9 protein-coding genes are annotated in these 12,110 nt (G+C 71.2%); 5 read left to right on the forward strand and 4 right to left on the reverse strand.

Features of this window, described 5'->3' with window-relative positions; genetic code table 11:
- Nucleotides 1–382: 382 nt before the first annotated feature.
- Nucleotides 383–2,326, forward strand: a complete 1,944-nt coding sequence (locus MicB006_RS31435; RefSeq protein WP_370013521.1) for a hypothetical protein — start codon at nucleotides 383–385, stop codon at nucleotides 2,324–2,326.
- 19 nt (nucleotides 2,327–2,345) lie between these two features.
- Here MicB006_RS31435 and MicB006_RS31440 read toward each other — a convergent pair whose 3' ends face one another.
- From MicB006_RS31440 to MicB006_RS31450, 3 genes are all read right to left on the reverse strand, one after another.
- Complete coding sequence (locus MicB006_RS31440; RefSeq protein ID WP_116510982.1) at nucleotides 2,346–3,899, reverse strand: glycosyltransferase family 87 protein; 1,554 nt, start codon at nucleotides 3,897–3,899, stop codon at nucleotides 2,346–2,348.
- 123 nt (nucleotides 3,900–4,022) lie between these two features.
- Nucleotides 4,023–6,833, reverse strand: coding sequence for a transglycosylase domain-containing protein (locus MicB006_RS31445; RefSeq protein ID WP_116510984.1), 2,811 nt, complete (start codon nucleotides 6,831–6,833; stop codon nucleotides 4,023–4,025).
- A 194-nt stretch (nucleotides 6,834–7,027) separates the two neighbouring features.
- Entirely contained in the window at nucleotides 7,028–7,474 is a 447-nt protein-coding gene (locus tag MicB006_RS31450; protein WP_030499480.1) for a DUF5318 domain-containing protein, read from the reverse strand.
- A gap of 174 nt (nucleotides 7,475–7,648) precedes the next feature.
- Between MicB006_RS31450 and MicB006_RS31455 the strand changes: the two genes are divergently transcribed.
- Together MicB006_RS31455 and MicB006_RS31460 are read left to right on the forward strand one after the other, a co-directional pair.
- On the forward strand, nucleotides 7,649–8,287 hold the full coding sequence (locus MicB006_RS31455) for a PadR family transcriptional regulator (RefSeq protein ID WP_073831144.1): 639 nt from the start codon (nucleotides 7,649–7,651) through the stop codon (nucleotides 8,285–8,287).
- 23 nt (nucleotides 8,288–8,310) lie between these two features.
- Nucleotides 8,311–9,390, forward strand: a complete 1,080-nt coding sequence (locus tag MicB006_RS31460; protein ID WP_013289364.1) for an inositol-3-phosphate synthase — start codon at nucleotides 8,311–8,313, stop codon at nucleotides 9,388–9,390.
- Between the two features lie 66 nt (nucleotides 9,391–9,456).
- Here MicB006_RS31460 and MicB006_RS31465 read toward each other — a convergent pair whose 3' ends face one another.
- On the reverse strand, nucleotides 9,457–9,936 hold the full coding sequence (locus tag MicB006_RS31465) for a methylated-DNA--[protein]-cysteine S-methyltransferase (RefSeq protein WP_116510986.1): 480 nt from the start codon (nucleotides 9,934–9,936) through the stop codon (nucleotides 9,457–9,459).
- Nucleotides 9,937–10,007: 71 nt separating this feature from the next.
- Between MicB006_RS31465 and MicB006_RS31470 the strand changes: the two genes are divergently transcribed.
- Together MicB006_RS31470 and MicB006_RS31475 are read left to right on the forward strand one after the other, a co-directional pair.
- Nucleotides 10,008–10,550, forward strand: coding sequence for a hypothetical protein (locus MicB006_RS31470; RefSeq protein ID WP_116510988.1), 543 nt, complete (start codon nucleotides 10,008–10,010; stop codon nucleotides 10,548–10,550).
- 22 nt (nucleotides 10,551–10,572) lie between these two features.
- Entirely contained in the window at nucleotides 10,573–12,081 is a 1,509-nt protein-coding gene (locus tag MicB006_RS31475) for a flotillin family protein (RefSeq protein WP_116510990.1), read from the forward strand.
- Nucleotides 12,082–12,110: the final 29 nt, after the last annotated feature.

The following is a 12,110-nucleotide window of genomic DNA, read 5'->3' on the forward strand; positions in this document are numbered from 1 at the left end:
CGAGAAGTCCGGCACGACCGGCCGCCGGTCCGGCGCCGAGACCCGGGCGGACGGGAGCGGCGCGAAGAACGGGCCGGACGACACGGCCGGGGTCGGGCCCGGGAGCGGCTCGCCCGACGAGCGCGCGTCCGGCGCGGAAAAGGCCGGTGAGGACCACGCCGCAGCCACGGCGACGGGTGCCGGCACGGCGAAGCGGACCCGCAAGGCTCGCCGCACCGGCACGGCGAAGGCGGCAGGCGCGGCGAAGACGGCAGGCGCGGCGAGCACCGCCGACAAGACGAGCGCCGCCGACAAGGCGGGGGCTAGTGCCGAAGCCGGGAACGAGGACGAGGCGCGGGACGTGACCGGGAGGAACGGCGACGCCGGGGAAGACCGCGTCACCGTGGCGAAGGCCGGGGCCCGGGACAGCGCGGACGCCGCCAAGAAGGACGACACCGCGGAGAACGGCGACGCCGCGAAGAAGGACGACGCCGTAGAGAAGAGCGACGCCGCCAAGAAGGACGACACCGCAGAGAAGAGCGACGCCGGGAAGAAGGACGGTACGGGCGGCGACAAACCGGCCGACCCGTGGTCCGCGTTCGGTCCGGCACCCGAGCCGGTGCTCGGCCGCCCCCGCCGGGCCATCCGTGCGGTGGGCCGGTTCCTGGTGCACGAGTGGACGCTCGCCGTCGTCGCCGCGCTGGCGCTGGCGGCGGCGATGACCTGGCCCACGCTGCGCTATCCGCGGCACACGCTGCCGCAGGACTACTGGGACCCGAGCCTGCAGGCGTGGCAGATGGCCTGGTCCGGGCACATCCTGCGGACGAATCCCGCGCAGCTGTGGCACTCGAACACGTTCTATCCGGAGAACTGGAGCTTCGCGTTCTCCGACACGCTGCTCGGGTACGCCCCGGCCGGCCTGATCGGGGTCGGGCCGGAGCAGGCCGTGCTGCGCTACAACATCATGTTCGTGCTGGCGCACGCGCTCGCCGCGTTTGGTGCGTACGCGCTGGCCCGGCAGCTCGGCGCGGGCCGGATCGGCGGCGCGGTGGCCGGGGCGAGCTTCGCCTACGCGCCGTGGCTGCTGGCCCAGGCCGGTCACCTGCACATCCTCTCCAACGGCGGCATCCCGTTGGCGCTGGCGATGCTGGCGCGGGGGCACGGCTGGTCGCTGCGGTACGGGTACCGGCCGCGCCGTCGGCACGCGGGGTGGGCGTTCGCCGGGTGGCTGGTGGCCGCGTGGCAGCTGAGCCTCGGTTTCGGCATCGGGCTGCCGTTCGCGTACATGCTGGCGGGGACCGGCCTGGTCTCGGTGGTGCTGTGGTTCGTGCGGCGGCGCAAGGTGAAGCGTCCGTTCGGCTGGCGGCTGTTCCTGGCCGACGTGCTGGGCGGCCTGGTCTTCGCGGCGGTGGGCGCGGCGCTCGCGGGGCCCTATTTCCGGGTCGCCGAGCTGCACCCGAACGCGGAGCGCACGATCGGCGACATCGGCCTCTACTCGCCACCGGCGAGCGGGTTCTTCACCGCGCCGGCCGAGTCCCGCATCTGGGGTGGTCTGCACGAGGGCGCCCGGGCCGTGCTGCCGTGGCATCCGGAGATGACGCTGCTGCCGGGCTTCGTGCTCTACGCGCTCGCCGCCGGGGGCCTGTTCTTCTCGGTGTGGCGGGTCCGGCACCGGATCTTCCTGCTCGCCGGGGTGTTGGTGACGATGGCGCTGGCGATGGGCACCCGGTTCTTCGGCGGCCGGTTCACCTACGTGCCGCTCTTCGACTACCTGCCGGGCTGGAGCGGGCTGCGGACGCCGGGCCGGATGATGCTCTGGACCACGCTGCTGCTGGGCCTGCTCGCGGCCGGCGCGGTCACCGCGTTCTGCATGCGGGTACGCGAGCTGGCCGCCGAGCGGGTGCCGCCGTGGCCGGGCCCGTGGCTGCGGTTGGCGACGCTGCTGCCGTTGGCGCTGGTGCTGGTGGAGGGGCTGAACGCCACGCCGCAGCCGGTGGTGCCGCGGCAGCCGGCGGCGCTGCGGACCGTGGACGGGCCGATGCTCGTGCTGCCGAGCAGCCAGAACCTGGATCAGCCGGTGATGCTCTGGTCCACCGACCGGTTCCAGCCGATGGTCAACGGCGGCAGCGGCTTCACGCCACGGTCGCAGGCCCGGATCCGGGAGGCCACTGTCAGCTTCCCCGACTACGCGAGCGTCGACTACCTGCGGCAGATCGGCGTGAAGAACGTGGTCGTGTTGCGCGACGAGCTGGAGGGCACCCCGTGGGAGGGGATGCTGGACCGGCCGGTCGACGCGCTGGGCGTGGCCCGGGAGCAGGTCGGCGAGGCGGTCGTGTTCCGGCTCTAGGCCGACCTGCTCCCATCACTCAGACCGGCACGGGTTCGGCGGGCTGTTCGGCGGCGCGCGCCCGCCAGCGCTGGTGCCAGGGCGCGTCGGGCGCGCCGTCGAGCACCCCGCCGTCGGGGTCGTCGGCGTAGGTCTGCCGGACCGCGTCGAGTTCGGGCCGCACGATGTCCCGGATGATGAATCCGCAGAGCACCGCCACGGTGATCAGACGCAGGCTCGACGCCAGCACGAAGACGCCCTCGGGGAAGACGGGCCGGGACATGGCCGTGCCGAGCAGTTCACCGTAGAACGCGGCGAAGTAGCCGACCTCGGCGATCTGCCAGGCGAGGAACGCCCCCCAGCGCGGCCGGGCGAGCACCGCGAGCGGCAGCAGCCAGAGCACGAACTGCTGGGACCAGACCTTGCTGAAGATGAGGAACGCGGCGACGACCAGGAAGGCGAGCTGGGCCAGCCGGGGCCGGCGCGGCGCCAGCAACGCCAGCCCGGCCACGCCGAGGCAGGCCAGCCCGAAGAGCAGGTACGACACCCAGTTGAGGGTGGGGATGTTGGCGTTGAGCCATTCGAACGGCCCGAGTTCGCCGGGTGCCGACGGGCTGATCCGGCCGTCCAGGTAGCGGCCGATGTACCAGAGCGTGCCCCAGTCGATGGGTCGTGTGGTGTTCAGGTCGAAGAAGCGTTCCCAGTTCTCCCGGTAGGGGATCGCCACCGGTAGGTTGACCGCCACAAGGGACACCAGCGCGGTGGCCGTGGCGACGAGCCCGGCCGCCAGTTTCCCGGCCCGCAGCGTGAGCACCAGGATCGGGCCGAGGAGGAACAGCGGCCACATCTTGGCCGCGCCACCGAGTCCGATCAGCACGCCCGCCACCGCGGGCAGCAGCATCGCGTACCGGTCGGGGCGGGCGCGTGCCCAGGCCAGCAGGCCGAACGAGGCCAGGCCGATGGCGAGCAGGTCCCAGTTGACGGTGGCGGTGAGCACCAGGGCCGGGGAGAGCGCGAACAACGCGGCGTCCCAGGGTCGTCGGCGGCGCAGGCTGAGGATGACCGCGACGGTGGCGACGGCGAGCGCGCCGAGCACCAGCGCGTTGAGGTTGTAGAACCACTGTCCCTGGTTGATGGCGGGGTTGTCGACGCCGAGGGCGTGCACCGGCAGGCCGAGCGCGCCCATGAAGTAGCCGGTCAGCACCGGGTACTCCACCGGGTGGTCGGCGTAGGGCACCTTGCCCTCGTTGAGCCCTTCGGCGTAGTAGAGCGCCAGCACGTCGGTGTAGCACATGCGGGTGTACTGGATGTTGTTCTGCCAGGCGCCGTCCTGGCAGGGGGATTTCTGCACCCAGTGCAGGGCCAGCGTCAGGCAGACGAGCGCCAGCACGATCCGGCCGGCGGTCCAGAACCGGCTCTCGCGGTCGGCCGGCCGGTCCAGGGCGGCGGCGTGGTCGCCGAGCGGCCCGCCGATCAGACCGGAGGCACCGCGGACGAACCAGTCCGAGCGGGACGGATGGTCCACCGTCTCTGATCGTGGCGCCGCCTCGGACGCGCCAAGCTCATCGATGCCTGCGGGCGACTGGGTGCTCATGGAGAGGCATCCTGCCGTACACAGGGGGTCGCCGTCCCGTCGCGCGCGGAGAAATTCCGGTACGCGAAACGCCGGCGGCGGCCGGACCGTTCGGGTCCGGCCGCCGCCGTCGGGTTGTGCGCGTCAGTTCTGTCGTGTCGGTGGTGTGCTCGGTAGCAGCCCGCCACCGCCGCCACCACCGCCGGGGCGTCCGCCGCCACCGGGTAGCCCGCCCCCGCCGGGGGTGCCGCCCTGGTCGCCGCCACCACCGGGGGTGCCTCCACCGGGCGTGCCGCCGGGGCAGAACAGGCCCAGTGGGTCGCAGCCCGGCCCGCCCGGCTGGCCGGGCTCGGTCGGCGGCGGGGGTGCCTCGCCGTTGCCGGTGTCGTCCTCGCCGACGTTCGCCGCGGGCGGGAACTCTTCCTTGTCCTTGCCCTTGAGCGCGTCGTTCATGAAGCGCTGGAAGATGTCACCCGGCATCCGGGCGCCGCTGATGTCCCGCCCGTCCTTGTACTGGATCGGCTTGCGGTCTTTGACGTTGCCGACCCAGACCGCGGTGGCGAGTTGTGGCGTGTAGCCGATCATCCAGGCGTCGCCGTTGCGGGTGGTCTTGTCGCCGAGTTCCCAGGTGCCGGTCTTCTCGGCGACCTGGCGGCCCTCGTCGAGGCGCTTGTTGATCTGGCCCGGGTACTGCTTCAGGACGGAGGTGACGTCGGCGACGATGTTCTTCTCGATCCGCTGCTGCCCCTTGAGCTTCTCCGCGCCGACCAGGTCCCACTTACCGGTGTCCGGGTTCTGCTTCTCCACCTTCCGGATGAAGTGCGCCTTGTGGTACATGCCCTGGTTCGCGAAGGTGGCGACGCCGTTGGCGTGGTCGAGCACCGTGATCGGGTACTGGCCGTAACCGAGGACGTGGAAGAACGGCGACGGCGCCAGGTCCTTCGGGTCGGCCTTGGTCAGGTCGTGCGCCTTGGCCGGGTTGGTGTCGGTCTGCCACATGGTGGTGACGCCGGCCTGCTTGGCCATGTCGAGCACCTTGTCCGGGCCGATCTTCTCGGTGATGTAGTAGAACGGCACGTTCAGCGACTTGAGCGTCGACAGTTCGAGCGTGCAGGAGTCACCGCAGGAGACCTTGTCCGCGCCGGCGTTGCTGACCTTGAACTTGGTGCCCTTCGGCGTGAACGCCGAGCCCTTCCACCGGGACTTGAGCGAGATGCCTTCCTTGAGCGCCGCGGCGAGCGTGTAGATCTTGAAACTCGAACCCGGCGAGTGGCCGCCGCTCACCACGCCGTTGTCGACGTTCTTCCCGGCGTAGTCGGTGCCGGTGCCGTTGTCGCCGCCGTAGTAGGCGAGCACGCGCCCGGTCTTCGGGTCGATCGCCACCACCGCGGCCATCAGGTTCGACGGCTGGCCGGCGAGTTCGGACTTCTTCCTGGCCCGCTGGGCCGCGTCGAGCGCCGCCTCCTGCATCTTCCGGTTGATGGTGGTGGTGATCTTGTAGCCGCCGCGGCTGAGCGCCTTGGCGCACAGCGGCTTCTTCTCCGTCACCTCGGCCTCGTTGTCGGTGCAGAGCTTCATCTCGCGCAGTTCCTGCGAGACGTAGTTGACGACGTTGCCGTACGCGGTGTCGATGCCGAAGCCACCCGCGCTGCTCTTCGACGGCTTCTGGATGTTCTTCGGGTACTCGGTGGGGTGCTGCGGAGTGTTCGGCGCGTCCAGCCACTTCTCCGTGATCATGCCGTTGATCACGTAGTTCCACCGGTCGACAGCGGCCTGCGCGTTGATCGCCGGGTCGTAGCCCTTGTGCGTGGCGCTCGGCTCCGGCTGCTTGATCAGGGCGGCGAGCACCGCGGCCTCGGCGACGTTCAGGTCCTTCACGTTCTTGGCGAAGTACGTCTGCGCCGCCGACTGGATGCCGTACGCGCCCCGGCCGAAGTAGATGACGTTCAGGTAGTGCTGCATGATCACGCGCTTGTCGTACTTGTCGTTCAGCTTGGAGGCGAGGATCGCCTCCTTCACCTTGCGGCCGTACGTGTCCTGGTTCAGGTTGTCGAACGCGTTGCGCGCGTACTGCTGGGTGATGGTCGAGGCGCCCTGCTTGTCGCCGCCGGTGAGGTTGTTCCACGCGGCCCGGGTGATGCCCTTGTAGTCCACACCGGAGTGCTTGTAGAAGTTCCGGTCCTCCGCCGCGGCCACCGCGTGCTGGACGTGCTCCGGAATCTGGTCGATCGTGACGAGCTGGCGGTTCTGGTCACCGATCCGCGCGAAGGCCTTGCCGCTCGAGTCCAAGACCGTGGTGGACAGCGGCGGGATCGTGTCCTCCGGCAGCACCACCTTGGTGGAGTACCAGGTGAAGCTCACCACGCCGATGCCGGCGAGCATGATGAACACGGCGAAGCCGGCGATCAGCATGTTGATCCGGCGGCGCTTCTTCGCGCGCGCCGGGTCCTCGCCGCGACCGCCCCGGGCGGGGCCGAGCGGGCCGCCGGGACCACCGGGACCGCCGCCGGCGGAGCCGGGCACCCGGGCGCGGCCGCCTACCGCCGCCGCGCCGACACTCGCCCGTGCGCCCACGCTCGCGCGCCCGCCCACGCTCGCCGCGCCGACCGCGGCACGCCCGGCCGGAGCGGCCGGGGAGACCGGAACCGACGCCCGTCCGGCGCCCGCGCGCCCGGTGGCGCCGGGTGCCGGCGAGACGGGCACCGACGCCCGGCCGCCCGCGCCGGCCCGGCCCACCGAGGCCGAGCCCGACGCTGGGCGCGGCGCCGGAGCGGCGCCGCCGACCGAGGCCCGGCCGCCCGAGCCGTACGGTGTCGCGGAGGCGCGCGCCGAGGCGCCGCCGTCCGGGGAGCCGGACCAACCGTTCCCGCCCCGGCTCCACTCGGAACCGGGGTCGCCGTTCGGACCCGGGATCTGGGCCCGCCCACGCGAAGAACTGGGATCGCCGTAATTCATTCCTCACACCCTGCCGGTCGCGGTGGGGCGCGGGGGCGCCGCCACCGGGTTGCCGTGAGCTGGAACACGGGACGTTACCCGCCGGCCGTGCCCGCGGTTGCCCGTCAAATCCGATCTATTCGGACCAATTACGCTTAAAGGCTGTCGATCCCGCCACCCGGGGAATGGGCCGGCAGAGATCGGGACAGCCACGTTCACCGTTGCGCCTCTCGCCTTCGCCGAGGGGTGGAGCCGTTGGCCGCGACGGAATCCTCCGCGCCCTCCGCCTCGCCCACGAGACCGTCCCGGCCGAGCAGGAACTGCTCGACGAGATGGTTCCAGTCGCAGCCGGGGCAGACCTCCACCACGAACACCTGGAACTCACGCAGCGTCATGGCCAGGACGGGCAACTCGGCCCGGGTACGCGCCTGGCCGGCCGACTGCTTGAGTTCGTCACCGTAAATGTAGTGGACGTGGATCAGGTTCTCGCTGCGGCAGATCGGGCAGCGGTGATCGGTCGGCTCGCCGTGGAAGCGAGCAGCGTTCTTCAGGTACGGCGAGGCGTCGCAGACGTCGTACGTGCCGATCCGCCCGGCGAGCAGTTCACGCAGCACCGCCCGCTTCTGGAGCGAGTAGTCGACGACCTGGCGCTGCGTACGCATGCGGCAAAGGGTACGCGCTCCGACGAACCCAGGCGACCATGGTCACGATCAGTGATGATCGCGTCGCCAAAGCGGGGGTTTGCCCCGTACATCGGTCTCCGCTAACGTGCGATGTATCGGTCCGATACATCGCGGTGGTTAGTGCTCCGCGCAGGGGGAAAGAGGGGATGGCCCGTGCTCGAGCTCGCCATCCTCGGCCTCCTGCAGGAGGCGCCGATGCACGGCTACGAACTGCGCAAGGAGCTGACCGCCAAACTCGGCGCCATCCGGGCGGCGATCAGCTACGGCTCGCTCTACCCGACCCTGCGCCGGTTGCAGGCGGCGGGATGGATCACCGAGGCCGCTGAGACACCCGCGACCGCCGAGGAGGTTCCCGCGCTGACCAGCCGACGTGGTCGGGTGGTCTACACCATTACCGCGGAGGGCAAGGAACGCTTCGCCCAGCTGATAGCGCAGGCTGGACCCGAGACGTACGACGACACGGGCTTCGGCGTGCACTTCGCGTTCTTCGCCCGGACCGACCAGGCCACCCGGCTCCGGATCCTGGAAGGTCGTCGTCGCAAGATCGAGGAACGTCGCGAAGGTCTTCGTGACGTGCTCGGCCGGGCAGCCGAGCGACTCGACGCGTACACCCTGGAACTGCAACGCCACGGGCTCGACGCCTGTGAGCGCGAAGTCCGCTGGCTGGAGGAGCTCATCGCCAACGAGCGCTCCGGCCGGGCCCCGGCCGACCCGCGAACCGGGTCGGCCGACGGCCGACGAGACAACGACAGCCCGCCCACGCCTGGAACGTCCAGGACAGAGCGGCCGTGATGAAGAAGAAGGAGGCAGACGCTATGGGCTCCGTCCGCGTCGCCATCGTCGGTGTGGGTAACTGCGCCTCGTCCCTGGTCCAGGGCGTGGAGTACTACCGGAACGCCGACCCGAACGACCGCGTCCCGGGTCTCATGCACGTCACCTTCGGCGACTACCACGTATCCGACGTGAAGTTCGTCGCGGCGTTCGACGTGGACGCCAAGAAGGTGGGCATGGACCTCGCGGAGGCGATCGTCGCCAGCGAGAACAACACGATCAAGCTGTGCGACGTGCCGCCGACCGGCGTCACCGTGCAGCGGGGCCCGACCTTCGACGGTCTCGGCCAGTACTACCGCGAGATCGTCGAGGAGTCGGACGCCAAGCCGGTCGACGTGGCGCAGGCGCTGCGCGACGCCCAGGTCGACGTGGTCGTCTCCTACCTCCCGGTGGGCTCCGAGGAGGCCGACAAGTTCTACGCCCAGGCCGCGATCGACGCCGGCTGCGCGTTCGTGAACGCCCTGCCGGTCTTCATCGCCTCCGACCCGGAGTGGGCGAAGAAGTTCACCGACGCCGGCCTGCCGATCGTCGGCGACGACATCAAGAGCCAGGTCGGCGCCACGATCGTGCACCGCGCCCTGGCGAAGCTCTTCGAGGACCGCGGGGTCGAGCTGCTGCGCACGTACCAGCTCAACTTCGGCGGCAACATGGACTTCATGAACATGCTGGAGCGCAACCGCCTGGTCTCGAAGAAGATCTCGAAGACCCAGTCGGTGACCTCCCAGATTCCGCACGAGATGAGCAAGAGCGACGTGCACATCGGCCCGTCCGACCACGTGCCGTGGCTGGACGACCGCAAGTGGGCGTACATCCGCCTGGAGGGCCGCTCCTTCGGCGACACCCCGCTCAACGCGGAGCTGAAGCTCGAGGTGTGGGACTCGCCGAACTCGGCCGGTGTCATCATCGACGCCGTCCGGGCCGCGAAGATCGCGCTGGACCGGAAGATCGGTGGCCCGATCCTCTCCGCCTCCTCGTACTTCATGAAGTCCCCGCCGGAGCAGTACGCCGACCACGACGCGCACGCCGCCGTCGAGGCGTTCATCGCCGGCGAGATCGAGCGCTGACGCGCTGACACGCAGCAGTGAGGAAGGCTGGGTCCGCACGGACCCGGCCTTCCTTCTTCGCGTACGTCAGGACCAGGCTCGTCGCAGCGCCACTGATGCCTCCAGCTCCAGCAGCGTCACCTTGCGCGGCAGCCCGCCGCCGAAGCCGACCAGCTTGCCGCCCGCGCCGACGATCCGGTGACAGGGCACGATCACCGGCACCGGATTGCGGTTGCAGGCCACCCCGACCGCCCGCGCGCCGCCCGCGTCGCCGACCGCCTTCGCCACCTCGCCGTAGGTCTTCGTCTCCCCGTACGGGATGCGGGTCATCTCCCGCCAGACCGCGCGTTCGAACTCCGAGCCGCGCGGGGCCGACACCGGCACTGTGAACTCGGTCAGCTCACCGGCGAAGTACGCCCGCAGCTCCGCCACCGCCAGCCGCGCCACCGCGTCGCCCGGCTCGTCGGCTGCCCCGTCCACCCGGCCGAAGTGTGCGCCGCGCACCACGTCGTCGTCGGTGCCGACGGAGAACTCCCCGATCGGCGAGGCGAGCACAGTCCAGCGCATGCCCCCCATTGTCGCGCGCCCGCCGACATTCTCTCTCTGAGGGCGGACTGGACGACTGCTGAACGAAGTGGATGTTGCGCGGCGTCGATACCGTGCAGGTCATGGCCACCGGGACGCTCATCTTCCTGATCATCGGCGGGGTCGGTGTGGGCGTGCTGACGCTCGCCCTGCTCGGCTCGGGAGTGCTCCACCTCGGCCAGCCGGACGTCGACGGGCCGGTGTCGCTGGAGGCGGCCGCCGGGTTCACCGGGGCGTTCGGCTTCGGCGGCGCGATCGTCAACGAGCTGCTCGGGGGGCGTACCCCCGGAATGATCGCGGCGGCGGTGGCCGGCGGCGCGCTCGCCGCCGTGCCCACCGGCTGGCTGGCGGCCCGGCTGAGCCGCGCGGCCCGCAACATGCGCACCGACGCCACCCCCACCCGCGACCACCTGGCCGGCGCGATCGGCCTGGTGGTGACGCCGATCCCCAGCGGCGGCTACGGCGAGGTGCGGGTACGCCTCGCGGGCCAGCCGGTGAAGCTCAACGCCCGCGCCGACGGGCCGCTCCCGGTCGGCGCCCGGATCTTCGTGGTCGAAGCACTGAGCGAGACCAGCGTGCACGTCGAAACCTACTGACACCCAACAGACGGGAATGCCCATGCCCCTGCTCGTCGCCATCGGCGGCGCGGTTCTCCTCGCCGTCGTCCTCGTCCTCTTCGTGCTGTCCCGGATCAAGGTGGCCGGGCCGAACCAGGCGTTCATCGTCACCGGCCGCAAGGGCCGCACCACCCAGACCGCCGACGGAGCCCGCTCCACCGACATGTCCGGGCAGAAGGTCGTGCTCGGCGCCTCGGTCTTCGTGCTGCCGGTCGTGCAGAAGCTCCAGTCGCTCGACCTGTCCAGCCGCCGGATCGACGTCAGCATCCGCGGCGCGGTGAGCAAGCAGGGCATCCGAACCGAGCTGCACGGCGTCGCGATCGTCAAGGTCGGCGGCACCGAGGACGCGATCCGCGCCGCCGCCCAGCGCTTCCTCAACCAGCAGGAGGAGATCGACAACTTCACCCGCGAGGTGCTCGCCGGCGCGCTCCGCTCGATCGTCGGGCGGCTCACCGTCGAGGAGATCATCCGGGACCGGGCGGCGTTCGCCAGCGCGGTCGCCGAGGAGGCCGAGCACTCGATGACCAACCAGGGTCTGGTGCTGGACACGTTCCAGCTCCAGGACATCCTGGCCGAGGGTTCCTACCTGCAGGACCTGGGCCGGCCCGAGGCCGCCCGGGTGCTCAAGGACGCGGCCATCGCCGAGGCGCGGGCCCGCCAGCAGGCCGAGCAGGAGCGGCTGCTCGCCGAGGAGGCGATCGCCGAGGCGAACCGGAACCTGGCGCTCAAGCAGGCCGGCATCCAGGCCGAGATCGACGCGGCCAAGGCGAAGTCGGCGGCGGCCGGGCCGCTCGCCCAGGCCGAGCGGGACCAGGCGATCCTCTCCGAGCAGCAGAAGGTGGCCGAGCGCAACGCCGAGCTGAAGCAGCGCCAGCTCGACACCGAGGTGCGCAAGCCGGCCGACGCGGCCCGGTACAAGGTGGAGCAGGAGGCCGAGGCGAACCGCAACGCGGCGGTGCTCAACGCCGACGCGCAGCGGCAGGCGACCATCGCCGCCGCGCAGGCCTCCGCCGAGCAGGCCCGCCTCACCGGTGAGGGCGAGCGGGCCCGCCGGGCCGCGCTGGCCGAGGCGAACGCGATCGAGGGCGCCAAGGAGGGCGAGGCGGAGCAGCGCCGGCGTTCCGCGATCGCCGAGGCGGTCGAGCGGGAGGGCCAGGCCGAGGCCGCGGCCATCCTGGCAAAGGGTCAGGCCGAGGCCGACGCGATGGCCCGCAAGGCCGAGGCGTTCGCCGCGTACGGCGAGGCGGCCGTCCTGGACCTGCTGGTCAAGGTGCTGCCCGAGGTGGTCGGCGCGGCCAGCGCCCCGATCGGCGCGATCGACAAGATGACGGTGATCTCCACCGACGGCGCTTCGTCGCTGACCAAGTCGGTGGCCGGGAACGTCGCCCAGGGTCTCCAGCTCGGCAGCGACCTCACCGGCATCGACCTGGCCGGGCTGCTGGCGCGGCTGGGCAGCAGCGCGCAGAGCAACGGCAAGAACACGGTGGACGGCAGCACCGTCAGCGCGTGACGAACGACGGCGCCCGCCGGATCTCCCCT

The sequence above is a fragment of the Micromonospora sp. B006 genome, assembly GCF_003408515.1.
Taxonomy (GTDB): Bacteria; Actinomycetota; Actinomycetes; order Mycobacteriales; family Micromonosporaceae; genus Micromonospora; species Micromonospora echinospora_A.